At 71.6% G+C, this 23,348-nt stretch carries 20 protein-coding genes, 1 tRNA gene and 1 pseudogene; 11 read left to right on the top strand and 11 right to left on the bottom strand.

Annotated features, from left to right (window positions below):
* Positions 1–3: 3 nt before the first annotated feature.
* Positions 4–1,167 carry a galactokinase gene (galK, locus tag HNQ79_RS09370; RefSeq protein WP_185029004.1) on the top strand — a complete coding sequence of 388 codons (1,164 nt, stop codon included), beginning with the start codon at positions 4–6 and terminating at the stop codon, positions 1,165–1,167.
* A 353-nt stretch (positions 1,168–1,520) separates the two neighbouring features.
* The gene (locus HNQ79_RS09365; protein WP_185029002.1) at positions 1,521–2,393 is read left to right on the top strand and encodes a response regulator transcription factor; all 873 of its coding nucleotides are present in this window, start codon (positions 1,521–1,523) and stop codon (positions 2,391–2,393) included.
* On the opposite strand, the gene tamR is transcribed toward HNQ79_RS09365, so the two are convergent.
* Positions 2,343–2,849: a MarR family transcriptional regulator TamR gene (gene tamR / locus HNQ79_RS09360; protein WP_185029000.1), complete on the bottom strand. Its 507-nt coding sequence runs from the start codon at positions 2,847–2,849 to the stop codon at positions 2,343–2,345. The genes HNQ79_RS09365 and tamR overlap by 51 nt on opposite strands.
* A gap of 88 nt (positions 2,850–2,937) precedes the next feature.
* On the opposite strand from tamR, the gene HNQ79_RS09355 reads away from it, so the two are divergent.
* The 3 genes from HNQ79_RS09355 to HNQ79_RS09345 all read left to right on the top strand — a co-directional run bounded on the left by HNQ79_RS09355 (position 2,938) and on the right by HNQ79_RS09345 (position 4,917).
* On the top strand, positions 2,938–3,741 hold the full coding sequence (locus HNQ79_RS09355) for a trans-aconitate 2-methyltransferase (RefSeq protein WP_185028998.1): 804 nt from the start codon (positions 2,938–2,940) through the stop codon (positions 3,739–3,741).
* Positions 3,738–4,106 carry a VOC family protein gene (locus HNQ79_RS09350; RefSeq protein ID WP_185028996.1) on the top strand — a complete coding sequence of 123 codons (369 nt, stop codon included), beginning with the start codon at positions 3,738–3,740 and terminating at the stop codon, positions 4,104–4,106. The genes HNQ79_RS09355 and HNQ79_RS09350 overlap by 4 nt, the downstream gene beginning before the upstream one ends.
* A gap of 184 nt (positions 4,107–4,290) precedes the next feature.
* Positions 4,291–4,917, top strand: coding sequence for a Uma2 family endonuclease (locus tag HNQ79_RS09345; RefSeq protein ID WP_185028994.1), 627 nt, complete (start codon positions 4,291–4,293; stop codon positions 4,915–4,917).
* A 99-nt stretch (positions 4,918–5,016) separates the two neighbouring features.
* Here the strand turns inward: HNQ79_RS09345 and HNQ79_RS09340 are convergent, their stop codons facing one another.
* Together HNQ79_RS09340 and HNQ79_RS09335 are read right to left on the bottom strand one after the other, a co-directional pair.
* Positions 5,017–5,718: a TetR/AcrR family transcriptional regulator gene (locus HNQ79_RS09340; RefSeq protein WP_185028992.1), complete on the bottom strand. Its 702-nt coding sequence runs from the start codon at positions 5,716–5,718 to the stop codon at positions 5,017–5,019.
* A complete protein-coding gene (locus HNQ79_RS09335; protein ID WP_185028990.1) occupies positions 5,715–6,728 on the bottom strand; it encodes an acyl-CoA desaturase in 1,014 nt (337 codons plus the stop codon). The genes HNQ79_RS09340 and HNQ79_RS09335 overlap by 4 nt, the downstream gene beginning before the upstream one ends.
* Positions 6,729–6,958: 230 nt before the next feature.
* On the opposite strand from HNQ79_RS09335, the gene ppc reads away from it, so the two are divergent.
* Complete coding sequence (gene ppc / locus HNQ79_RS09330) at positions 6,959–9,691, top strand: phosphoenolpyruvate carboxylase (RefSeq protein ID WP_185028988.1); 2,733 nt, start codon at positions 6,959–6,961, stop codon at positions 9,689–9,691.
* A gap of 147 nt (positions 9,692–9,838) precedes the next feature.
* On the opposite strand, the gene pth is transcribed toward ppc, so the two are convergent.
* The 5 genes from pth to HNQ79_RS09305 all read right to left on the bottom strand — a co-directional run bounded on the left by pth (position 9,839) and on the right by HNQ79_RS09305 (position 14,273).
* On the bottom strand, positions 9,839–10,447 hold the full coding sequence (gene pth, locus HNQ79_RS09325) for an aminoacyl-tRNA hydrolase (protein WP_373312568.1): 609 nt from the start codon (positions 10,445–10,447) through the stop codon (positions 9,839–9,841).
* Positions 10,448–10,612: 165 nt separating this feature from the next.
* The gene (locus HNQ79_RS09320; RefSeq protein WP_185028984.1) at positions 10,613–11,197 is read right to left on the bottom strand and encodes a 50S ribosomal protein L25/general stress protein Ctc; all 585 of its coding nucleotides are present in this window, start codon (positions 11,195–11,197) and stop codon (positions 10,613–10,615) included.
* A 299-nt stretch (positions 11,198–11,496) separates the two neighbouring features.
* On the bottom strand, positions 11,497–12,471 hold the full coding sequence (locus HNQ79_RS09315) for a ribose-phosphate diphosphokinase (protein ID WP_185028982.1): 975 nt from the start codon (positions 12,469–12,471) through the stop codon (positions 11,497–11,499).
* A gap of 146 nt (positions 12,472–12,617) precedes the next feature.
* Positions 12,618–14,087: a bifunctional UDP-N-acetylglucosamine diphosphorylase/glucosamine-1-phosphate N-acetyltransferase GlmU gene (glmU, locus tag HNQ79_RS09310; protein WP_185028980.1), complete on the bottom strand. Its 1,470-nt coding sequence runs from the start codon at positions 14,085–14,087 to the stop codon at positions 12,618–12,620.
* Between the two features lie 114 nt (positions 14,088–14,201).
* Positions 14,202–14,273 (bottom strand) — tRNA-Gln (locus HNQ79_RS09305).
* Positions 14,274–14,399: 126 nt separating this feature from the next.
* Here HNQ79_RS09305 and HNQ79_RS09300 point away from each other — a divergent pair.
* Positions 14,400–14,648 (top strand): type II toxin-antitoxin system VapB family antitoxin, encoded by a 249-nt coding sequence (locus HNQ79_RS09300; protein WP_185028977.1) that lies wholly within the window; start codon positions 14,400–14,402, stop codon positions 14,646–14,648.
* Positions 14,645–15,088, top strand: coding sequence for a PIN domain nuclease (locus tag HNQ79_RS09295; protein ID WP_185028975.1), 444 nt, complete (start codon positions 14,645–14,647; stop codon positions 15,086–15,088). Before HNQ79_RS09300 ends, HNQ79_RS09295 begins: the two co-directional genes overlap by 4 nt.
* On the opposite strand, the gene HNQ79_RS09290 is transcribed toward HNQ79_RS09295, so the two are convergent.
* From HNQ79_RS09290 to HNQ79_RS09280, 3 genes and pseudogenes are all read right to left on the bottom strand, one after another.
* The gene (locus HNQ79_RS09290; protein WP_185028973.1) at positions 15,066–16,403 is read right to left on the bottom strand and encodes a sensor histidine kinase; all 1,338 of its coding nucleotides are present in this window, start codon (positions 16,401–16,403) and stop codon (positions 15,066–15,068) included. The two genes, HNQ79_RS09295 and HNQ79_RS09290, sit on opposite strands and share 23 nt — an antisense overlap.
* Before the next feature lie 153 nt (positions 16,404–16,556).
* Positions 16,557–17,102, bottom strand: a complete 546-nt coding sequence (locus HNQ79_RS09285; protein WP_185028971.1) for an SUKH-3 domain-containing protein — start codon at positions 17,100–17,102, stop codon at positions 16,557–16,559.
* 10 nt (positions 17,103–17,112) lie between these two features.
* Positions 17,113–17,595, bottom strand: a pseudogene (locus tag HNQ79_RS09280) (YwqJ-related putative deaminase); the annotation flags it as partial.
* Positions 17,596–18,486: 891 nt separating this feature from the next.
* On the opposite strand from HNQ79_RS09280, the gene HNQ79_RS09275 reads away from it, so the two are divergent.
* The 3 genes from HNQ79_RS09275 (at position 18,487) to HNQ79_RS09265 (ending at position 23,289) form a co-directional block, all read left to right on the top strand.
* On the top strand, positions 18,487–19,470 hold the full coding sequence (locus HNQ79_RS09275; RefSeq protein WP_185028969.1) for an SMI1/KNR4 family protein: 984 nt from the start codon (positions 18,487–18,489) through the stop codon (positions 19,468–19,470).
* A gap of 7 nt (positions 19,471–19,477) precedes the next feature.
* Positions 19,478–22,198, top strand: a complete 2,721-nt coding sequence (locus HNQ79_RS09270) for an SUKH-4 family immunity protein (protein ID WP_185028967.1) — start codon at positions 19,478–19,480, stop codon at positions 22,196–22,198.
* A 200-nt stretch (positions 22,199–22,398) separates the two neighbouring features.
* Positions 22,399–23,289, top strand: a complete 891-nt coding sequence (locus HNQ79_RS09265) for a coiled-coil domain-containing protein (RefSeq protein ID WP_185028965.1) — start codon at positions 22,399–22,401, stop codon at positions 23,287–23,289.
* Positions 23,290–23,348 lie beyond the last annotated feature (59 nt).

Here is a 23,348-nt window from a genome sequence, read left to right as displayed (position 1 = left end):
GCGATGGACCTGGGCCGACTCACCGCGGAGTTCGAGGAGTTGTACGGCGTCGAACCGGAGGGGATCTGGGCGGCCCCGGGCCGCGTCAACCTCATCGGTGAGTACACCGACTTCAACGACGGCTTCGTCATGCCGTTCGCCCTGCCGCACACGGTGCGGCTCGCGGCGGCCCGCCGCACCGACGGCCTGCTGCGGCTGCACTCGGGCGACAACGGCGAGGGCGTCACCGAGGTCCGGGTGGACGGCCTCAAGGCCCTGTCCGAGGACGGAGGCTGGTGGTCCTACCTCGCGGGCGTCGTCTGGGCGCTGGGCGAGGCGGGCCACACCGCGGTGCACGGCGGCGCCGACGTGCACCTGCGCTCGGCCGTCCCCACCGGCGCCGGGCTGTCGTCCTCCGCCGCCCTGGAGGTCGCCCTCGGCCTCGCCCTCGTCGACCTCCACCGGCTCCCGCTCGACCGCACCGGGCTGGCGAAGCTCTGCCAGTACGCCGAGAACCACTTCGTCGGCGTACCCGTCGGCATCATGGACCAGACGGCCGCCGCCTGCTGCGAGGAGGGCCACGCCCTGCTCCTGGACACCCGCGACCAGTCCCGCCGCCAGATCCCCTTCGACCTCCCCGCCCGCGGCCTCTCCCTGCTCGTGGTGGACACCCGCGTCCAGCACGCCCTCGGCGACGGCGCGTACGCCGAACGCCGGGCGGGCTGCGAGGAGGGGGCCCGCCTGCTCGGGGTCAGCCATCTGCGTGACGTGCCGTACGAAGAACTGGACGCGTCCCTCGCCCGGCTGCCGGACGAGCGCGTCCGCCGGTACGTCCGGCACGTCGTGTCCGACAACCACCGCGTCCAGCAGGTGAGTGCCCTCCTCGACGCGGGCGACGTACGCGCCGTCGGCCCGCTGCTCCTCGAAGGGCACGCCTCGCTCCGCGACGACCTGCGAATCTCCTGCCCGGAGCTGGACCTGGTCGTCGAGACCGCGGCGCACGCCCCCGGCGCGTACGGCGCGCGGATGACCGGCGGCGGCTTCGGCGGCTCGGCGATCGTCCTCGCGGACGCCGACGCGGTGGCGGAACTGACCCGGTCCATCGAGGCCGCGTTCGAGGCCGCGGGTCACCGTACGCCGCGCATCTTCCCGGCCGTGCCGTCGGCAGGCGCACAGCAACTGGCCTGACCCGCCAACTGTACTGGCGCGTAAGGGAGGTGACGGTGGGTCGGGAGCGGCGGCGAACGCGAACCGCTCCTTCCCGCCCTCCTTCCGCCACAAGGCGACACGGGAGACACACACCGGCCCCCGAGCCCGAACAGTTCTGCACATGCCCTTCCGAAGACCGCCCCCATCCGTACTCTGAGGCGTGAGCACCGGTGGGGGCCGGTGCTCATCAGGGGGCGAGACAGCCGGATACGACGCCCGGGGCGGGGTAGTGATCTGCACACGGCGGCGGCCGTGCGCACGACGGAGCCGCCCGGCCCCGGGGGTCGTGTCCGCAGAGGTCCGCCCCCCGACCCATGGGGGTGTCAGAGACTGTGGTTCGTATCCGGGTCCTGGTGGTCGACGACCACCGAATCTTCGCGGAGTCGCTCGCCGCCGCCCTCGCGGCGGAACCGGACGTGGACGTCGCGGCCGCGGGCAGCGGCCCCGCCGCGCTGCGGTGTCTGGAGCGGGCGGCGGCGGAGGGCCGCACGTTCGACGTGATGCTGATCGACGCCGACCTCGGCACGGCGCCCGCCCCGGGCGGCGGTGCGCCGGGCGGGATGCCGGGCACCGGCCTGCCGGTTCACGCGCAGATCCCCCGGCAGCCCGGCGCCCACTCGGACCCCCACCCGCACGCGGTGGCGGTGGCCGTCCCCGACGGGGCCGGACGGGACGGCCCGGTCGACGGCATCTCGCTGGTCGTGGGTGTCCGCAGCGGCCATCCGACGGTCCGCGCGGTCGTCCTGGCGGAGAAGGACGACCCCCGGCGGGCCGCCCTCGCCCTCCAGGCCGGAGCGACCGGCTGGGTGGCCAAGGACTGCTCCCTCCAGCGTCTCCTCGCCGTCATCCGGGGCGTACTGCGCGACGAGACCCACCTCCCGCCCGCCCTTCTCACCGGCGTGCTGCGCGAACTGACGGCCGCCCGCAGACACCGCACGGAGAGCGAACGCCTGGTGGAGTCCCTGACCCCGCGCGAACGCGAGGTGCTGCGCTGCATGGTGGCGGGCCTGGGCCGCAAGGCCGTCGCCGAACGCCTCTTCCTCTCCCCGCACACGGTCCGCACCCATATGCAGAACGTGCTGGGGAAGCTGGGCGTGCACTCCACGCTCGCGGCGGTCGCCCTCGCCCGACGGGCGGGCGTCGGTCCCGCGGACCTATCCGCCGGCGCCGGGGATGTTGTCGAAAGGGGCGGTCAGCTGGCGTAGCAGGGAGGCCAGCTCGCCCCGCTGCGTCCGCGAGAGCTCGCCGAGGATGGCCCGCTCCTGCTCCAGCAGCCCGGCGAGCGCCTGGTCCGCACGGTCGCGGCCCTCGTCCGTCAGCCGCACCAGTACACCCCGGCGGTCGCTGGGGTCGGGCAGCCGCTCGACGAGGCCCTTCTTCGCGAGCCGGTCGATGCGGTTCGTCATGGTCCCGGACGTGACGAGCGTCTGGGTGAGCAGCTGTCCCGGCGAGAGCTGGTACGGCGATCCGGCCCGCCGCAGCGAGGTCAGGACGTCGAATTCCCAGGGCTCCAGGTGGTGTTCCGAGAACGCCAGGCGTCGCGCCCGGTCGAGATGGCGCGCCAGACGAGACACCCGACTGAGCACCTCAAGCGGCTCCACGTCGAGGTCGGGGCGCTCTCGGCGCCATGCTGCGACCAGTCGGTCGACCTCGTCCTCCATGACGATCAGTGTAAAGGGTCTGTCGACATGAAGTCTCTTCAGATCAAGTCTCTTGACATCAAGATACTTGTCCGGTGATTCTGACCCCATGACGCACTCGCCCGCACCACGCTGGGACGCCGCCCAGTACCTCCGGCACGAGGGCCACCGAACCCGTCCCTTCCACGACCTCCTCGCCCGCATCGACCCACCCGCCGCGCCCGCCCGCATCGCCGACCTCGGCTGCGGCGCGGGCAACGCCACCGCCCTGCTCGCCGCCCGCTGGCCGCACGCCCGCATCACCGGCTTCGACAACTCACCCGAGATGCTGGCGAAGGCACAGAGCCACGCGACGGCCTGCCTGGACTTCGCCCACGCGGACGCCGCCACCTGGGCCCCCGCCGCCTCCGGCACGTACGACCTCATCGTCTCCAGCGCACTCCTCCAATGGGTCCCCGGCCACCCCGCCCTCATCCCCGGCTGGCTCGACGCCCTGACCCCCCGCGGCACCTTCGCCCTCCAGGTCCCCGGCAACTACGACGCCCCCAGCCACACGCTCCTCGCACGGCTGCGGGAGTCGAAGAGGTGGCGCGGCCGACTCTCGGGTGTCGGCGACCGCACGGCCGCCGTCCCCACCCCCGCCGAATACCTCGCGCTCCTCACCGCCCACGGCTGCGAGGCGGACGTCTGGGAGACCACCTACCTCCAGCTCCTCCCGGGCGCGGACCCCGTCCTGGACTGGGTCAAGGGCACCGCCCTGCGCCCGGTCCTCACCGCCCTCGCCGACGACGAGGAGGCCACCGCCGCCTTCACCGCCGAGTACGCCGCCCTGCTCCGCCGCGCCTACCCACCCGCCCCGCCCGGGACCGTCTTCCCCTTCCGCCGCGTCTTCGCCGTAGGAGTCCGCCGATGATCACCGCCCTCGACCACGTCCAGCTCGCCGCCCCTCCCGGCAGCGAACCCGCCCTGCGCGCGTACTACGTCACCGTGCTCGGCATGCGCGAGATCCCCAAACCCCCGGTGCTCGCGGCCCGCGGCGGCTGCTGGTTCGAGACCGCCGGCGTCCAGCTCCACCTGGGCATCGAGGAGAACTTCCACCCGGCGCACAAGGCCCACCCGGGGATTCGGGTCACGGACATCGAGCGGTACGGGGCGCGGTTGGAGGGGCTCGGCGCGGAAGTCGTCTGGGACGCCCACCTTCCGGAACACAGGAGGTTCTACTCGCAGGACCCGGTCGGGAACAGGCTGGAGTTCCTGGAGCCGGACGCGGCCCCGTGAAGCGCCGGGACCCGGCGCGCCCACGGGCCACCGCCCGCGGGCGCGCCGGACAGGAGTGAGTCCTCACTCGTCCGTGTGACCGGCGACCGTTCCTCCCATTCGGTGGCCTGCCGCCCCTAACGTGCGGGTGTCGCTTGTGCCGCAGTGGCGCCCGCGCCCACACTGATGAAGGAGGTGCTGCACGATGACCGCACTCGCACACGAGGTGTCCCCGGCTGTGACCGACCACTCGGCATCCGAACTGGACGAGGTCCTGTGGGAGGCGTGGAAGGCCATGGACCTTCCGGAGGGCTACCGGGCCGAGATCATCGAGGGGTCCATCGAGGTGTCACCTACTGGCCGCCGTCGTCACGGCATTCTGATCGGACGCGTACGGCGTGCGCTGGAAGCACACCTCACGGATGCGGACCTCGGCGTGCACCACGACGTCAACGTCATCCACGAGCGCAAGTCCTGGATCCCCGACCTCTTCGTCGCCCCGCTCGACCTGGAGGAGATCCCGGACGAGGACGGCCTCGGGGTGGCGGCGCACGGTGTCCTGATGGTCGTCGAGGTCGTCTCCCCCGGCCGCCAGAACACCCAGCGCGACCGCATCCGCAAGCGTCGTGAGTACGCCCGTGCCGGGATTCCCGTGTACGTCCTCGTCGACGACTTCGACAGGGACGGCGCGGTCGTCGTGCTGACCTCGCCCGACCCCCGCGAGGCCGCCTACACCGACGAGCACCGCGTCCCGTACGGCAAGGACGCCGTGCTCCCGGAGGGGACCGCGGCCGGCGGTCTCGTCATCGGGGACGCCATCACCGGGCCCTGAACCGGCGCCCCTCAGGGACACACGGGTACGGCGCACGCGACGGGCCGCCCCCGGCGGAGGTGCTGGAGGCGGCCCGTGTCCCCGACCGTGCCTGGGGGATCAGTTCCTGCGGTGTCCTATCAGCCTCGGCTTGGCCTCCAGGTTCTCCAGGCCGTGCCAGGAGAGGTTCACCAGGTGGGCGGCCACTTCGGCCTTCTTCGGCTTGCGCACGTCCAGCCACCACTGGCCGGTCAGGGCCACCATGCCGACGAGGGCCTGGGCGTACAGCGGCGCCAGCTTCGGGTCGAAGCCGCGGGCCTTGAACTCCAGGCCCAGGATGTCCTCGACCTGGGTGGCGATGTCGGAGATGAGGGACGCGAAGGTGCCCGTCGACTGGGCGACTGGGGAGTCCCGGACCAGGATGCGGAAGCCGTCCGTGTACGTCTCGATGTAGTCGAGGAGCGCGAACGCGGCCTGCTCCAGCAGCTCACGCGGATGACCCGCGGTCAGCGCACTGGTGACCATGTCCAGCAGGGACCGCATCTCACGGTCGACGACCACCGCGTACAGGCCCTCCTTGCCGCCGAAGTGCTCGTAGACGACCGGCTTGGAGACACCCGCCTTCGCGGCGATCTCCTCGACCGACGTGCCCTCGAAGCCCTTCTCCGCGAAGAGCGTGCGGCCGATGTCCAGCAGCTGCTCACGGCGTTCCGCACCCGTCATCCGGACACGGCGGGCCCGCCGAGGCACCGTGCGCGGTGTGTCGCTGCTGGTGCTGCCGGTGCTGCTGCTGGTTCCGTCGGTGGCCACAGGCTCCATCATGCCGTTTCTGTCGACTCGGTCTTGCTCGGGGCGTCCTGGTCCTGACGGCGCGACGCCAGACGTGAGGCCGTCGGCCAGCGGACGTCGTACGCCCAGCCTGCCTGCTCGAACCAGCGGATGAGCCGGGCCGACGAATCGACCTGGCCCCTCATCACACCGTGCCGGGCACTCGTGGGATCCGCGTGGTGCAGGTTGTGCCAGGACTCACCACAGGAGAGGACCGCCAGCCACCACACGTTGCCCGACCGGTCGCGCGACTTGAACGGACGCTTGCCGACCGCGTGACAGATCGAGTTGATCGACCACGTGACATGGTGCAACAGGGCGACGCGCACCAGCGACCCCCAGAAGAACGCCGTGAACGCGCCCCACCAGGACATCGTGACCAGACCGCCGACCAGCGGCGGAATCGCCAGGGACAGGATCGTCCAGTAGACGAAGTCACGGGAGATCCGGCGCAGCGCCGGGTCCTTGATGAGGTCCGGGGCGTACTTCTCCTGCGAAGTCTGCTCCTCGTCGAACATCCACCCGATGTGGGCCCACCACAGGCCCTTCATCAGGGACGGGAGATCCTCGCCGAAACGCCACGGGGAGTGCGGGTCGCCCTCCGCGTCCGAGAACTTGTGGTGCTTGCGGTGGTCCGCCACCCAGCGGACCAGCGGACCCTCCACCGCCATCGACCCCATGACCGCCAGCGCGATGCGCAGCGGCCGCTTCGCCTTGAAGGAGCCGTGCGTGAAGTACCGGTGGAAACCGATCGTGATGCCGTGGCAGCCCAGGTAGTACATGAAGACCATCAGGCCCAGGTCCAGCCAGCTCACCCCCCAGCCCCAGGCCAACGGAATCGCCGCCAGCAGGGCCACGAAGGGGACGGTGATGAAGAGGAGGAGTGCGATCTGCTCGATGGAACGCTTCGACTCGCCGCCACGCGTGGCCAGCGGCTCCGGACCGTCGCCCGGCGTCCCGGACGCCGGCGTGGTCTCGTTGCGTAGATCGGGGCTTGTGGTCATGAGATCCCCTGGGGGTGAGGACTGCGAGATGAGCCGCGGATACGGGTCACCAGGTACGGGTTACCTGGCTACGGTTCCGTAACCTACGGCTTCGTAAGTATGACAGCGGTGAGGCCCGCTGTACGAGGCCGCCGAGTACCCGAATATGGGGGCACATATCCTGGGCCGAGTCGGACAGCGCGGTCCGAGTTCCTGCCTGACGCGTTTCCCCACTGCAAGGAGCCGCACCTGTGAGCAGTGCCGACCAGACGACCCCGCACAGCAGCCCCGAACTGCGTGCCGACATCCGCCGCCTCGGCGATCTCCTCGGCGAGACCCTCGTACGCCAGGAGGGCCCCGAACTCCTGGAGCTCGTCGAACGGGTCCGGGCCCTCACCCGCACCGACGGCGAAGCGGCAGCAGAGCTGCTGGGCGACACGGACCTGGAGACCGCCGCACGCCTCGTGCGCGCCTTCTCCACCTACTTCCACCTGGCCAACGTGACGGAACAGGTGCACCGCGGACGCGAGATGCGCGAACTGCGCGCGGCCGAGGGCGGACTGCTGGCCCGCACCGCCGACCTGCTCAAGGACGCCGACCCCGAGCACCTCAAGCAGACCGTCAAGAACCTGAACGTCCGACCGGTCTTCACCGCCCACCCCACCGAGGCCGCCCGGCGCTCCGTACTCAACAAGCTGCGCCGCATCGCCGAACTCCTGGAGACCCCGGTCATCGCCTCCGACCGGCGACGGCACGACCTGCGGCTCGCCGAGTCCATCGACCTCATCTGGCAGACCGACGAACTCCGCGTCGTACGGCCCGAGCCCGCCGACGAGGCCCGCAACGCCATCTACTACCTCGACGAGCTGCACGCGAACGCCGTCGGAGACGTACTGGAGGACCTCGCCGCCGAACTGGGACGGCTCGGCGTCGAAATCCCGCCCGGCACCCGCCCGCTCACCTTCGGCACCTGGATCGGCGGCGACCGGGACGGCAACCCCAACGTCACCCCCGCCGTCACCTGGGACGTCCTCATCCTCCAGCACGAGCACGGCATCACCGACGCCCTGGAACTCATCGACCAGCTGCGCGGACAGCTCTCCAACTCCATCCGCTACGCCGGGGCCACCGACGAACTGCTGGAGTCCCTCAGGGCCGACCTGGAACGCCTCCCGGAGATCAGCCCCCGCTACAAGCGCCTCAACGCCGAGGAGCCCTACCGGCTCAAGGCCACCTGCATCCGGCAGAAGCTCGTCAACACCCGCGAACGCCTCGCCAGGGGCACCGCCCACAAGCCCGGCTGCGACTACCTCGGCACCAGCCAGCTCATCGAGGACCTGACCCTCATCCAGACCTCGCTGCGCGAGCACCGCGGCGGCCTCTTCGCCGACGGCCGGATGGACCGCACCATCCGCACCCTCGCCGCCTTCGGCCTCCAGCTCGCCACCATGGACGTCCGCGAACACGCCGACGCCCACCACCACGCGCTCGGCCAGCTCTTCGACCGGCTCGGGGAGGAATCCTGGCGCTACGCGGACATGCCGCGCGAGTACCGGCAGAAGCTCCTCGCCAAGGAACTCAGGTCGCGGCGCCCGCTCGCCCCGGTACCCGCACCACTGGACGCCGCCGGGGAGAAGACCCTCGGGGTGTTCCTCACCGTCAGGGAAGCACTGGAGCGCTTCGGACCGGAAGTCATCGAGTCGTACATCATCTCCATGTGCCAGGGCGCCGACGACGTCTTCGCCGCCGCCGTCCTCGCCCGCGAAGCCGGACTGCTCGACCTGCACGCCGGCTGGGCGAAGATCGGCATCGTCCCGCTGCTGGAGACGACCGACGAGCTGCGGGCCGCCGACGTCATCCTCGACGAGATGCTCGCCGACCCCTCCTACCGTCGCCTCGTCTCCCTGCGCGGTGACGTGCAGGAGGTCATGCTCGGCTACTCGGACTCCTCCAAGTTCGGCGGCATCACCACCTCCCAGTGGGAGATCCACCGCGCACAGCGCCGCCTGCGCGACGTCGCCCACCGCTACGGCGTGCGCCTGCGCCTCTTCCACGGCCGCGGCGGCACCGTCGGCCGCGGCGGCGGCCCCTCGCACGACGCGATCCTCGCGCAGCCGTGGGGCACGCTGGAAGGCGAGATCAAGGTGACCGAACAGGGCGAAGTCATCTCCGACAAGTACCTCGTGCCGTCCCTGGCCAGGGAGAACCTGGAACTGACGGTCGCCGCCACGCTTCAGGCATCCGCCCTGCACACCGCGCCCCGCCAGTCCGACGAGGCCCTCGCCCGCTGGGACGCCGCCATGGACACCGTGTCCGAGGCCGCCCACACCGCGTACCGCAAGCTCGTCGAGGACCCGGACCTGCCGACGTACTTCCTCGCCTCGACCCCCGTCGACCAGCTCGCCGACCTGCACCTGGGCTCGCGCCCCTCCCGCCGCCCCGGCTCGGGCGTCTCCCTCGACGGCCTGCGGGCCATCCCGTGGGTGTTCGGCTGGACCCAGTCCCGGCAGATCGTGCCCGGCTGGTTCGGCGTCGGCTCCGGCCTCAAGGCGCTCCGCGAGGCGGGACTGGAGAGCGTCCTGGAGGAGATGCACGCGCACTGGCACTTCTTCCGCAACTTCCTCTCCAACGTGGAGATGACGCTCGCGAAGACCGACCTGCGCATCGCACGTCACTATGTCGACACACTCGTATCCGACGAGCTCAAGCACGTCTTCGACACCATCGAGGCCGAGCACGCGCTCACCGTCCAGGAGGTCCTCAGGATCACCGGCGGCAGCGAACTGCTGGACACCAACCCCGTCCTCCAGCAGACCTTCGCCATCCGCGACGCCTACCTGGACCCGATCTCCTACCTCCAGGTGGCCCTCCTCAAGCGCCAGCGCGACGCGGCCGCCGCAGGCGAGGAACCCGACCCGCTGCTGTCGCGGGCACTGCTGCTCACCGTCAACGGGGTGGCGGCCGGACTGCGCAACACCGGCTGACGGTGCAGACGAGACCGTAGACAAGTCGACACACGCGAGCGACCGCCACGTGCCCGCGCACACGTGAGCCGACAGTCGTGAGGGGCACCACCGGCAGCCGCCGGCGGTGCCCCTCACCCGTCACCCGTCACCGCGCACCCGGCGCGCTCACGAGTTGTACGTCGACTGCGCCCGCTCCAGGCCCTCGATCACCAGCGCCTCCACCGCGTCCGACGCCCGGTCCACGAAGTAGTCAAGCTCCTTCTTCTCCGCCGACGAGAAGTCCTTCAGCACGAAGTCCGCGACCTGCATCCGGCCCGGCGGACGCCCGATACCGAAACGCACCCGGTGGTACTCCGGCCCCATCGACTTCGTCATCGACTTCAACCCGTTGTGACCGTTGTCGCCGCCACCGAACTTCAGCCGCAGCACGCCGTAGTCGATGTCCAGCTCGTCGTGGATCGCGACCACGTTCGCCGTCGGCACCTTGTAGAAGTCGCGCAACGCCGTCACCGGCCCGCCCGACAGGTTCATGTACGACAACGGCTTCGCCAGCACGACACGCCGGTTGTACGGACCGGGCGGACCGATCCGCCCCTCCAGCACCTGCGCACGCGCCTTGTGCGACTTGAACTTGCCGCCGATCCGGGAGGCCAGGAGGTCGGCGACCATCCACCCCACGTTGTGCCGGTTCGCCGCGTACTCCGGACCGGGATTGCCCAGACCCACGACCAGCCAGGGGGCCGACGGGTCCGGAACGGCGGGAGGCGTCGTCATCTGCATGGCTCCTTCATACCTGCGTGCACCTACGAGTCCGTACACACGCGTCAGCCGCCGCCCCGTACCCTGCGGCACGGAACGGCGGCTGACCGCGAAAAACGTGAGCGACAAGGCACCGGGCCCCGCCCACCGCGAGGCACAGGGCCCCGCCGGCTACGAGGCTCAGGCCTCGGCGCCCTCGGCACCCTCGGCGTCCGTCGGCTCCTCGACCTGCGCGGAGACGACCTGGATGACGATGGCGTCGGGGTCGGTCACCAGCGTCGTGCCCTCGGGCAGCGTGATGTCCTTGGCGTGGATCGCGTCACCGGCGTCCAGACCCTGCACCGAGACGGTGACCGACTCGGGGATGTGCGTGGCCTCGGTCTCGACGGAGATCGTGTTGAGCACGTTCTCCAGCAGGTTGCCGCCCGGCGCCAGGTCGCCCTCGGACAGCACGGAGACCTCGACGGTGACCTTCTCGCCCTTCTTCACCGCAAGAAGGTCGACGTGCGTGATGGTGCGCTTGATGGCGTCACGCTGAACAGCCTTGGGGATGACCAGCTCGCTGCGACCCTCGATGTCCAGGTTCAGCAGGGCGTTGCTGGTCTTGAGCGCCATCATCAGCTCGTGACCCGGCAGCGTGATGTGCACGGTGTCGGCACCGTGACCGTAGATGACGGCCGGAACCTTGTTGGCGCGACGGGTCTGGCGGGCAGCGCCCTTGCCGAACTCGGTACGGACCTCAGCGGTGAGCTTGACCTCAGCCATGACTGCACTCCTCGTGGGATGACGAAAAACGGAAACGGTCACCCGGCCACACGAGCGGCCTGCTACGAAGAGCGCGTCGATAACGGAGAACCCCAAGAGACCGGAACACCGGCCCGCGAGCCTCCCTCGCCGAGCAACCCGGGCAGTCTACCCGGCACATCACGAGCCGCCCAATTGGATCACCACACCCCCCCGACCACACACGACACGGGGCCGCCACCCCACCGGGTGACGGCCCCGCACGCGCTACGACCACTGCCCGCCGGCCCTCAGGACCACGCACCACGGACAACCGCCGACTACTGCTCCTCGAAGAGGCTCGTCACCGAACCGTCCTCGAACACCTCGCGCAGCGCACGCGCGATCGTCGGCGCGATCGACAGCACCGTGATCTTGTCGAGCTCAAGCTCGCCCGGCGTCGGCAGCGTGTCCGTGAACACGAACTCGCTCACCTTCGAGTTCTTCAGACGGTCCGCCGCCGGACCCGACAGGATGCCGTGAGTGGCCGTCACGATGACCTCCGCCGCACCGTTCTCGAACAGCGCGTCGGCAGCGGCACAGATCGTGCCACCCGTGTCGATCATGTCGTCGACCAGGACACACACGCGGTCCTTCACGACACCCACGACCTCATGAACGGTCACCTGATTGGCGACGTCCTTGTCACGACGCTTGTGCACGATCGCCAGCGGCGCGTCCAGACGGTCGCACCAACGGTCGGCCACCCGCACCCGGCCCGCGTCCGGAGAAACGATCGTCAGCTTCGAACGGTCCACCTTCGCACCCACGTAGTCCGCGAGAACCGGCAGCGCGAACAGGTGGTCGACCGGGCCGTCGAAGAACCCCTGGATCTGATCGGTGTGCAGATCGACCGTGACGATGCGGTCGGCACCGGCCGTCTTCATCAGGTCGGCGATCAGACGCGCCGAGATCGGCTCGCGACCACGGTGCTTCTTGTCCTGACGGGCATACCCGTAGGACGGAACGACCACGGTGATGCTGCGCGCGGAAGCCCGCTTCAGGGCGTCCAGCATGATCAGCTGCTCCATGATCCACTTGTTGATCGGAGCCGTGTGGCTCTGGATCAGGAAGCAGTCCGCGCCACGCGCCGACTCCTGGTAGCGGACGTAGATCTCACCATTGGCGAAGTCGAAGGCCTTCGTCGGCACCAGGCCGACACCCAGCTGGTGCGCGACCTCCTCGGCCAGCTCGGGGTGGGCGCGGCCGGAGAAGAGCATCATCTTCTTCTCGCCGGTCGTCTTGATCCCGGTCACAGCACTGTCTCCTCGGACGTGATTCATTGCCGCCGCACTCGCGCGCGAACGCCCCGCGAAGAACCGCGGATGAGTCACGCAGGACGAGCCAGCCGAATATTCGTGCACCTATCACGGTACGCCGAGAACGACGCACCCGTTTCCGGTCAGCTTCCGCCGTCGGACCCCTCGGCCTGCGAAGAGACCTCCGACGAAGCGGCCTGAGCCGCCTGCGCGGCAGCGCTGCCCGGACGCTTACGAGCCACCCAGCCCTCGATATTCCGCTGCTGCCCACGGGCCACGGCCAGCGAACCGGCGGGCACATCCTTCGTGATGACGGACCCGGCCGCCGTATAGGCACCGTCCCCGACCGTGACAGGAGCCACAAACATGTTGTCCGAACCGGTACGGCAGTGCGAGCCGATCGTCGTGTGGTGCTTGGTCTCGCCGTCGTAGTTCACGAACACGCTCGCCGCACCGATGTTGCTGTGGTCACCGATCGTCGCGTCCCCCACGTACGACAGGTGCGGCACCTTCGTACCCTCACCGATCTGCGCGTTCTTCGTCTCGACGTACGCACCGACCTTGGACTTCACACCCAGCTTCGTACCGGGACGCAAGTACGCGAACGGACCCACGTTGGCGGCCGCACCGATCTCCGCGGCAACCGCCACCGTATTGTCGACACGCGCACCGATGCCCACCGTGGTGTCCGTCAGCCGGGTGTTGGGACCCACCTCGGCCTCCGCCGCGATGTGCGTCGCACCCAGCAGCTGAGTACCCGGGTGCACGATCGCGTCCTGCCCGAAGGTCACCGTGCAGTCCACGAAGGTCGACTGCGGGTCGATGACGCTGACACCGCTGAGCATCGCGCGCTCCAGCAGACGGGCGTTGAGCAGCCGACGGGCCTCGGCCAGCTGCACCCGGTTGTTGATGCCGAGGATCTCGCGGTGGTCGCCGGCCACCGACGCCCCCACCCGGTGGCCCGCCTCGCGCAGAATGCCGAGGACGTCGGTCAGGTACTCCTCGCCCTGGCTGTTGTCCGTACGCACCTTGCCCAGCGCGTCGGCCAGCAGCTCGCCGTCGAAGGCGAAGACACCGGAGTTGATCTCACGGATCGCCCGCTGGGCGTCACTCGCGTCCTTGTGCTCGACGATCGCGGTCACCGCCTGCGTCCCGGCGTCCCGCACGATGCGCCCGTACCCGGTCGAGTCCGGGACCTCGGCGGTCAGCACGGTGCAGGCGTTGCCGTCGGCGGAGTGCGTGGCGGCCAGCGCCTTCAGCGTCTCGCCGGTCAGCAGCGGGGTGTCGCCGCAGACCACGACGACCGTCCCCGACGGACTGCCGCCCAGGGCTTCGAGGCCCATCCGTACGGCATGACCCGTACCGAGCTGCCGCTCCTGCACGGCGGTGTGCGCCTCGGCGTCGATCTCGCCGAGGTGCGCGGAGACCTTCTCGCGGGCGTGACCCACGACGACGACCAGGTCGGCCGGGTCCAGCTCGCGGGCGGCGGTGACCACGTGGCCGACGAGCGAACGCCCGCTGATCTCGTGCAGGACCTTCGGGGTGGCCGACTTCATACGGGTGCCCTCACCCGCTGCGAGGACGACGACGGCTGCCGGGTTATTGGCGCTCACAGTGGGGCCCTTCGGCTACTACGGGGGTGGACTTCCGCAGGATACCGGGGGGTTACGGGAGGGAAACGAGTGCGGGTCCCGACCGGGGAGGCCGGGACCCGCCAAAGGTGACAGCTCCCCCGTCAGGACTCGAACCCGAACAGATGGCACCAAAAGCCACAGTGCTGCCAATTACACCACGGGGGACTATTGCCGACTAAATCGGACATCGCGTCAGGCTGCTGACGGCGACCCCAACACTATGCCGCATCGCCACCCACGAATGCGACGATGTATCCGTGTAAGATTTTGGATATATGAAGGGGTGAGGACTTGGGCAAGACGCTGATCGAAATCGATGAGGACGCACTGGCGGTGGCGCAGGATGCGTTCGGCACGAAGACCAAGAAGGACACCGTCAACCGGGCTCTGCGCGAGGTCAGTGACCGGGTCAAGCGCCATGAGGCCCGCATGGCCGCGGAACGCCTGGCCGCAGAGGCGCTGAATCTCGCCGCTCTCACGGACAAGGCCGCATACCGTCCGAGCCACGGCGGAGCGGACGACCAGGAGCACGTTGCATGAAGTACCTGGTCGACACCTCGGCGGTGGCGCGCTTCCTGCAGCACGGCGCGGACGCCTGGGGGTGGGGGGAAGCACTGGACTCCGGTGTGGTCGGCATGTGCGAGATCACCGAGTTGGAGGTTCTGCGCTCCGCACGGTCAGCCGTGCACTACCGGCAGATGCAGGAGTACCTGAGCGGCTTCTACGCCTGGGCGCCGGTCCCGGAGAGCACCTTTCGGAGGGCCCGGCAGGTCCAGCAGATCCTCGTGGAACACGGCGAGCACCGCAGCGCCGGACCTGTCGACCTCCTCATCGCTGCGGCGGCCGAACTGTCCGGACTCTCTCTGCTGCACTGCGACCGTGACTTCGAGGCGATCGCGCGGCACACCGGGCAGCCCACGGTGATGCTGAGGGAGGGCTTCCGGCCGGACGGCGGAGTTACTCCGCCCCCGGCCCCTTGACCGGCAGGACCGCCGAGACGCGGAAGCCGCCCGGGTCGGTGGGGCCGGCGACGAAGACTCCGCCGAGGGTCTGGACGCGTTCGCGCATGCCGACGAGTCCGTTGCCGCCGCTGGGGAGGCCGGCCTGGGCGGCGTCGGTGTCGGAGGGGCCGTTCTCGATCTGCATGGCGATCTCGGTGCCCTCGCGGTGGGCGATGCGCACCCAGGTCTTGGCCCCGGGGGCGTGTTTGTGGACGTTGGTGAGTGCTTCCTGGATGACGCGGTAGGCGGTCTGTTCGACGAGGGCGCCGCAGGGGGCGGGGTCGCCGTCCACGGAGAGTTCGACGGCCATTCCGGTGGCCCGGGACTGTTCGACGAGGGCGTCCACGTCGGCGAGGCAGGGGCCGTTCTCGGCGGCTTCGGCGGCGGCTGCCGCGGCGGCGCCGACGGCTGCCAGCGGGATCGGTGTGGCGGAGGGTGCGGGTGTGGTGGTTACCGGGGTACGCAGGACGCCCAGCATCTCGCGGAGCTCGGTGAGGGCCTGGCGGCCCATGTCGCCGACGAGGGCGGCGTTCTTGACGGCCTTCTGGGGGTCCTTGAGGGCCACGGCCTGGAGGGCGGCGGCGTGGACGACCATGAGGCTGACGCGGTGGGCGACCACGTCGTGCATTTCGCGGGCGATGCGGGTGCGTTCCTCCGTACGGGCCCACTCGGCGCGTTCCTCCGCGCGGTCGGCGAGGAGGGAGAGTTCGCGCTCCAGGGAGTCGGCGCGTTCGCGCAGGCTCTCCATGAGGCGGCGCCGGGCTCCTATGTACAGGCCGAGGAGGAGGGGCGGGGCGGACATGCCGAGGGCGAGCACGAAGGAGATGGTGAGGGTGTAGCCGGTGCCGGGGTCGAAGTCGGCGTCGCCCTCCTGGCCCGCGAGGGAGCGCATCCGTACGAGGGAGACGATGAGGGTCCCGGTGAAGGACATGGCCGCCAGGACGGCGATGATGCGGCGGGGGACCTCGGAGGCGGCCAGGGTGTAGAGGCCGACCAGGCCGAGCAGGAAGCCCATCTCGGCGGGGGTGACGGCGATGGACACCAGGACGACGGCGATCGGCCAGCGGCGCCGTACGAGCAGTGAGGAGCCCGCGAGCAGGCCGAGGAGGACGCCCAGTGCGAGGGGCGCCCTGGTCTCCTGGGCGAAGTCGATTCCCTCCAGCGCGCACTCGACGGCCGAGGCCGCCGCCAGTCCTGCGTCCAGTACGACGCTGCGGCGTCGTTCCCACCACCAGAAACGCGGACTCGGACTGGTCAGGTCCGAGTCGCTCCGGTCTGCCCCCGTAACGGTCATACGGACCAGCCTACGGGCGGGGCGCGCCCTTTTTCCTGCGAGTTCTGCGACTTGCCGGTGGGTGCCGGGCGGGGGTCCGGTGGGTGCTGGGCGGAGCTTTCCGCTGGGGCGGGGGAGGCGTGCGGGTCGGTGGTGGTGGGGGTGGCGGGTGGTTCAGCCGGTGGTGAGGCGGTGGGGCTGGGCGCCGGTGACGAGGGTGGCGAGGGCCTGGCCGAGGGTGTGGCCGAGGAACCAGTCGCCGGTGTGGTCGAGGCTGTAGACGCGGCCCCCGGTGTCGATGGCGAGGATGGCCTGCGCCTCGCCGCCGGGGTGGTTCTCCTGGCCCAGCGGGCACACCTCGGTGCCCAGGGCGCGGCCCAGGTCCGCGAACGTGCGGGCGAGGTGGAGGCCGTGCAGCGGGTCGAGGACCAGGGGGCTGGGGGCGAGCTGGCGTCCGGCGCTGGGTGGGTTGATGTGCAGGCCGCCGAATTCGGCCCAGGCTTCGACCGCCGCGGGGAAGACGCTGTGGCGGTGGCCTGCGGGGGAGACGTGGGCGCGGAGGGTGTCGGCCCAGTGCTCGGCCTGCCTTATGTCCCAGCGGCCCGGTTGCCAGCCCGCCTCGCGGAGTGCGGCGTCGACGGCGACGGGGAAGCGGGTGGTGCTGGTGTTGAGGTGGTGGGCCGGGTCGGCGGTGGGTGGCGTGGTGGAGCTGGGGGGCATGAGGTGCGGGTCAGCCCTTCTCGGCGGTGGGGTCGACCGGGCGTACGCCGAAGTGGGCGAGCAGCGGTGCGCAGGAGCGGCAGGGTGGTGCGTAGCTGCCGTGCAGGGGGTCGCCGTCCTCGCGGATGCGGCGGGCGGTGAGTTTGGAGTGCTTGAGGGAGCGGCGTGCTTCGTTCGCGGTGAGCGGTTTGCGGGCCGCGCGCTTGGAGCGTCCGGCCGCGGCGGCGGACAGGTGCCGGGAGAGCAGGATCGCTTCGGGGCAGCGGCCGGTGAAGCGGGTGCGCTGGCTGGTGCTGAGGGTGTCGAGGAAGTCCTGCACGAGGGGGTGCAGGGTGGGGGGCCGGTCGGCCCGGCCGGCCGTGCAGGTGAGGGTGTCCGCGCCGCGTACGGAGAGAGCGGCGGCGACGGCGGGCAGTATGCCGTCGCGGCGGTGGCGCAGGACGGGGGGTGGCGCTTCGGTGGTGGCGCTCCAGGTGAGCCGGGGGTCGCCGGGGGCGCCCGGGGCGGCCGACGGGTTCTGCGTGTCGGCGGTGCTGGGGGTGCGGGGTGCGCCGGCCGAGGTGGGCGTGCCGGGGGTGTCTGTGGTTCGGGGCGTGCCAGGTGTGCCGGGCGTTACGGGTGGGCGGGATGTGCTCGGTCGGCCGGATGTGCCGGGAGTGCCGGACGGGTCCTGGGTGCCGGGGGTGCTCGGGTGGCTGGATGTGCCGGATGTGCCGGGGGTGCGGGATGCGTCCGGTCGGCCGGGTGTCCCGGACGGGTCCGGAGTGCCTGGGGTGCTGGATGTGCTCGGTCGGCCGGGTGTGCTCGGGGTTCCGAGCGGGGCCGGTGTGGCGGAGGTGTGGGGCGGGGCCGAGGGGGGCGCCCAGGCGGGTGCCGGGGTACGGGAGGGCGCGGCACCGGCGGTCGGTCCGGTGGGCGTCGGCGTCGGTCCGGCTGTCGTTGCTGTTGTTGTTGTCCCCGTTGCTCCTGTCGTGCTGTTCGGCCCCGTGGTCCGCGACGTGTGCGGATTTCCTGTATGTGCAGTGCGCATGGTGGTGCGTTCCCTCCCTGCAATCCCCCGAGTTGCGGGGGACAGCCTGCCAAATGTGCCCTGTGCTGGGGAAGCTGGGGCACTGGTTCGGGCGCGTCACCCGTGCGGGGGCGGTCGTGGAGCGGTCGGTGGGTGGTGTGCGGGCCGGGTGGCGGAGGGGTTGCTGTGCGGTGACGGGCGGGGTGGGGGAGCGGGTTGGGGCGGGTGCGGGTGACCGCCCGTGGACCGGCGGTGGACCCCCCGTCACGGGGTGCGGCTGGGGGTGTCTCGGAGGCTGTCCGGGGGCGGGACCCGCTGTTGCACCACCGCATAGGCTGTGGTGGATCCAGCCAGACGCAGCAGGGGGCAACCGCCATGACTTCAGGTCGGCTCGGGCAGCAAGCCGCGCCACCGAACGCGGCCTACGCCGGGCAGCTCGTGAACTTTCCGGACCCGGTCCGGGCCGCCCGTCACCCCCGGGGTGTGCGGGTGGACGAGGACGGCTACCCGGACTTCACGCCCTACGCGCGTGCCGCCGCCGAGATCGCCGAACCCCCCGAGGGCTTCGGTGTGGACGAGCTGAGGCTGACCGACTACGTGTCGGCCAACGCCGCTCTGCACGCCGAGGGCCACGCGTTGTGGGAGACGCTGGACCCGGTGGCGACCCCGCACGGCTGGACGTGGCACCACGTTCCGTACACCCGCCGCATGCAGTTGGTGCCGGTGGAGGTGAAGGCGCTGCTGCGCCACCACGGTGGGCTCGCGACGACGGCCGTCGACCAGGAGAAGCGCGGTACCCGTCCGCTCCAGGAGACCCGGCCGGTCCACTTCGGTCTGCCCAGGGGGGCGGTGGCGGTGTCGGAGTCCCAGGTGCTCGGTGTGGAGGAGGATCTGGGATACCGGCTGCCAGGTGCGTACCGCTCCTTCCTGAAGGCGGCGGGCGGCTGTGCGCCGGTGGGTGCGGCGCTGGATCCGGAGCTGGGTCTGCTGGTGGACCAGCCGTTCTTCACGGTGCGCGACGAGGCCGGTGTCAATGACCTGGTCTACGTCAACAAGTGTCTGCGCGATCACCTCACGAAGGACTATCTCGGCGTCGCGTTCGTGCAGGGCGGGATCCTTGCCGTGAAGGTGCGGGGGGAGAGCACCGGGTCGGTGTGGTTCTGCGCGTACGACGACGCGCGCGACCAGGACGGCTGGTCGGTGCAGGAGCGGGTGGAGCGGTTGTTGCTGCCCTGCGGCGACGACTTCGACGAGTTCCTGCAGCGGTTGGCGGGCAGCCCGCCGGAGTTGCAGACAGTGGCGGATCTGATGGTGGACGGCGGCTTCGCGCGCGCGGTCGCGGTCTCGGACGAGGGGTGAATGTCCGATGGTGACTTTCGCGCAGGCGCAGGAACGCGGCGACGAGTGGGTCAACGGTGACGTGCCCGCCTACCAGCACCGGGAGGTGCGGGTTCGGGAGTTCGACCTCGGGTTCGTGGTGTGGGCCGAGGACCGGGAGAACGGTCCGGTCTCCGACGGTGGGCGGCAGCGTCTGGTCGTCGCCCGCGACAGCGGTGAGGCCACGCTGTGGCCGGAGATGCCGGTGGGTGAGGTGATTCGCCGGTACGAGGAGGAGTACGGGACGCCCGTCGGGCCGGCCGAGCCGGCTCCGGCGCCGTCGCAGAGCGTGGACCTGCAGCAGACGTCGTTCCTGCTGACGCCGCCGGAGTGGTTGCAGGAGGCGGCGGACAAGATCGGTATTCCCGGTCGCAGGAGCGGAGGCACGTCGGGGGGTACGTCGGCGTCCGGTTCCGGTTCGTCCTCCGCTTCGGGTTCCGTCTCGGCTTCCCCGGCGGGCGCGGCGGCCCCGTCGGGCGCGGGCGGGGGCGGGGTAGCGGGTTCCGCCGGTTCCGGTTCCGTCGGCGTGCCGTGGCCGGCCGCCGGTGGGGATGCCTCCGACGAGTACGAGCCGACGGCCGCGGACGGGGTGCCTGCGACGGCGTCCGGGGCCGGCGGCGGTACGGGTGGGACCCCGGGCCCGGCCGGTACGCCGCCCGCGGGGGCGACCCCGTGGGCCGGTACCGACACCAACTCCGGTGACGCGGGAGGTGTTCCGCTGCCCGCCACCGTGTTCGCGCCGCCGCTGGTGGGCGCGGACGACGACGACACGCCGCCGCCCGGTGTGGGACCCGAGGCGAAGACCTCGCTCATCCAGGGCGGCAGCCGGCTGCCGCGGACCGCGGTGTCGCCGGCCCTGACGGACCCGTCGGGACCGCAGCAACCGCAGCCGCTGCCGGGCTCGGGGCCGGGCACGGACGCCGGTTCCGGGCCGGGGGCCGACGCGGACAGTGCGCCTGGTTCCGCTTCGGGTTCCGGCACACCGCCGCCCGGGGCTCCCGGTGCGGCCTCGCCCCCGCCGGGTGGTGCCCGCCGGCCCGGCCTGTCCGCGGGGGCGGAGGACATCGCCGACGCCGCGACCAGCAAGGCCACCCTGCCGCCTGGCGCCCGCCGGGGCGGCGGTGCGACGACTCCGCCGCCGCCCGGCGCTCCCGGCACGCCGGGCGCCAGGCCCGGTGCGACGCCGCCGCCGTCGGCGCCCGGGGCACCGGGTGGTTACGTACCGACGGCCATGGTTCCGCACCTCGGGGCCGAGGGCGGCCCGGGTGCGTCTCAGCCGCCGGGCCCGCCGGGTCCGCCGTCCGCGCCGGGCTCGACTCCGCCTCCGGGCGGGGGAGTCCACCACGCGGCGACCATGCTCGCCGACCCGAGCCACGGCGGTCAGGGCGTCCCGGGGGCTCCTCGGCCGCCCGGCCCGCCCGGCGCCCCTGGTGCACCCGGCGCGCCCGGCTCGACTCCGCCTCCCGGCGGGGGAGTCCACCATGCGGCGACGATGCTCGCGAGCCCGCCGCCGGGTGGCCCCGGCGCGCCGCAGCCGCCGGGTCCGCCCGGTGCCGTACCCCCGCACCCGCAGCCGGGGCCGCCGCCGCATGTCCAGCAGCCGCCGCCGCACATGCCGCCCCCGCACGCCCAGCAGCCGCCGCCGCACATGCCGCCGCCGCACGCGCGGCAGCCGCAGCCCGGCCCGCCGCCCGCGTACGGCTATCCGCAGCAGCCGTCAGGGCTGCCCACGGTCGGCCCCGGCTACCAGGCCGTCCTGCGCTACCGGGCGCAGGACGGTTCCGAGCAGCAGCTCATCCGACGTTCCGCGCCGGGCACCCCGCACCCCGAGTGGCAGATGCTGCACGAGCTGCGGGCGATGCAGGTGCCGCCGCAGCAGGTGCTGGAGCTGCACACGGAGCTGGCGTCCTGCGAGCTGCCGGGTGGCTACTGTGCGCGCATGATCCGGGAGACCTGGCCGCAGGTACGGATCACGTGCGTCGCTCCGTACGGCACGGATCACGCGTCGCGTCAGCAGGGCATGCAGCACCTGCTCACCCACCAGGGCGAGCTGCACCAGGTCGCGGACGGTCCGGCGCGGCCCGCTCCGGTGCGGGCGCCGTTGCCGCATCCGAGCCAGTTGCCGCAGCTGCCGCCGATCCCGCCCGACGGGGTGGCGCACGAGCTGGTCTCGGCGTTCGGGCCGCAGGCGGTCTTCCGGTTCGACCAGGGTGCGGTGTCGCGGCAGGGCGTGCCGGAGGCCGTGGCGGTGACGCTGATGTGGGCGGGGCTGCCGGTCGACTTCGGCCCGTTCTTCTGGGCGCAGGCGGTGCCGGGGCAGCCCGTGCCGACGCTGGCCGAGCTGGCGCAGCAGCGCGGTGTGCAGCCCGCGTCGGACGCGGGTTCGTACCTCGTCATGGGCTCGGACTTCGGGCGGGCGATCTGCGTGCAGTACGGGACGGCGAACATCGTGGCCGTGCCGGTCGAGGCGGGGCCCGGCGGGCAGCCCGTACCGCCGCAGTTCGTGAACACCGGTCTGCCGGAGTTCGTGCGGTGCCTGGCTCTGCTGGGGCGGATGTGGCGGTTGCGGTTCGGGCTCAACCCCGAGCAGGCGGGTCGTTGGACGGTCGACTTCCAGGCGCAGCTGGCGGCCCTCGATCCGGCGGCGCTGGCTTCGCCGGAGAGCTGGTGGTCGGTGCTGCTGGAACAGATGTGGGACGGGCTCCTGTAGCGGCTTCTCTTCCGCCGCCGCGAGTGGAGGCCGGGGTGCGCGACCCGTTGACGGGCCGTGCGTCCCGGCCTTTTCCCGTGGTTGCCCCCGGGGCTGGGTATGGGGTGGAGTGTCGCTTTGTGGACACTTGGAACCGGTCCACCAGGATGTGCCGGGGTTCGGCCGGGCATCGCAGTACCGGATGTAAGGGGACAACAGGGATGGATTCATCGACGTCACCCCAGGGCTTCACCAAGGTGCGGGGCCGCGGCTACCGACCGGAACAGGTGGAGCACCGGATCGCCGGACTGTCCCGGGACCGCGACGACGCCCGGGAGCGGGCAGCCCGGCTGGCCGTCCTCGTCCAGCAGCGGGAGGCCGAGGCGGAGACCCTGCGCGAGCGGGTGGCGCGGCTGGCCCCGCAGACGTACGAGTCGCTGGGCGAGCGCGCGCGGTCGCTCCTCCTCCTCGCGCAGGAGGAGGCCCAAGAACTGCGGGAGACCGCCGTGGAGGACGTGGCTTCCGTACGGGAGGAGGCCGCAGCGGCGGCGCGGGCGATGCGGGACGCGGCGCGTGCGGAGGCGGACGCGGTCCGTGCGGAGGCGGAGGAGGCCGCCGGGCGGCTGCTGGAGCTGGCCAGGGGCGAGGCCGATGAACGGCGTGCCGCGGCGCGGGCGGACGCCGGGCAGTGGCGGGCGGAGGCCGAGGCGGCGCTGAAGGACACGCGTCGGCGCACGCACGGCATCCTCGCGGCCCAGGAGAAGGAGCACGCCGAACGCTGGGAGGCGGCGGAGCGGGAGCTCGCCGGGCGCGAGGCGGAGAAGGACGAACATTTCGCCGCGCTGACGGGGCGGGCGGAGGCGCTGCTCGCCTCGGCGGAGCGGGCCCTGGTGAAGACGGCGGAGGAAGCGCGCCACGCCCAGGAGGACGCCGAGGCGCGGGGCGCGGAGTTGCTCGCGCAGGCCCGAACCCGGGAGGAACGGGTCGCCCGGGAGACGGAGCGGGTGCTGCGGGAGCACACACAGGCGCGCGAGGAGATGCACGCGCACATGGCACACGTACGGAACAGCCTGGCGACGCTGACGGGGAGGACGGCGGCGGAGGAGGGGTAGGGCCCGGGGGCTCGGGTGCGGGGCCTCGCGTGCGGATTCGCCGGGGGCGGGACGGCACG

This window comes from Streptomyces candidus (genome assembly GCF_014207445.1).
Classification (GTDB): Bacteria; Actinomycetota; Actinomycetes; order Streptomycetales; family Streptomycetaceae; genus Streptomyces; species Streptomyces candidus.
Note: the sequence above shows the minus strand (reverse complement) of the source record. Positions and strands in the feature narration are given on the sequence as shown.

Coding starts and splice junctions, on each gene's coding strand:
- HNQ79_RS09285 (WP_185028971.1), bottom strand. CDS start 17,102: ATGCCCCCCAGCTCCACCACGCCACCCACCGCCGACCCGGCCCACCAC.
- HNQ79_RS09355 (WP_185028998.1), top strand. CDS start 2,938: ATGACGCACTCGCCCGCACCACGCTGGGACGCCGCCCAGTACCTCCGG.
- HNQ79_RS09345 (WP_185028994.1), top strand. CDS start 4,291: ATGACCGCACTCGCACACGAGGTGTCCCCGGCTGTGACCGACCACTCG.
- HNQ79_RS09350 (WP_185028996.1), top strand. CDS start 3,738: ATGATCACCGCCCTCGACCACGTCCAGCTCGCCGCCCCTCCCGGCAGC.
- HNQ79_RS09335 (WP_185028990.1), bottom strand. CDS start 6,728: ATGACCACAAGCCCCGATCTACGCAACGAGACCACGCCGGCGTCCGGG.
- galK (WP_185029004.1), top strand. CDS start 4: ATGGACCTGGGCCGACTCACCGCGGAGTTCGAGGAGTTGTACGGCGTC.
- HNQ79_RS09320 (WP_185028984.1), bottom strand. CDS start 11,197: ATGGCTGAGGTCAAGCTCACCGCTGAGGTCCGTACCGAGTTCGGCAAG.
- tamR (WP_185029000.1), bottom strand. CDS start 2,849: ATGGAGGACGAGGTCGACCGACTGGTCGCAGCATGGCGCCGAGAGCGC.
- pth (WP_373312568.1), bottom strand. CDS start 10,447: ATGACGACGCCTCCCGCCGTTCCGGACCCGTCGGCCCCCTGGCTGGTC.
- HNQ79_RS09340 (WP_185028992.1), bottom strand. CDS start 5,718: ATGATGGAGCCTGTGGCCACCGACGGAACCAGCAGCAGCACCGGCAGC.
- HNQ79_RS09290 (WP_185028973.1), bottom strand. CDS start 16,403: ATGACCGTTACGGGGGCAGACCGGAGCGACTCGGACCTGACCAGTCCG.
- HNQ79_RS09265 (WP_185028965.1), top strand. CDS start 22,399: ATGGATTCATCGACGTCACCCCAGGGCTTCACCAAGGTGCGGGGCCGC.
- HNQ79_RS09295 (WP_185028975.1), top strand. CDS start 14,645: ATGAAGTACCTGGTCGACACCTCGGCGGTGGCGCGCTTCCTGCAGCAC.
- HNQ79_RS09275 (WP_185028969.1), top strand. CDS start 18,487: ATGACTTCAGGTCGGCTCGGGCAGCAAGCCGCGCCACCGAACGCGGCC.
- HNQ79_RS09270 (WP_185028967.1), top strand. CDS start 19,478: ATGGTGACTTTCGCGCAGGCGCAGGAACGCGGCGACGAGTGGGTCAAC.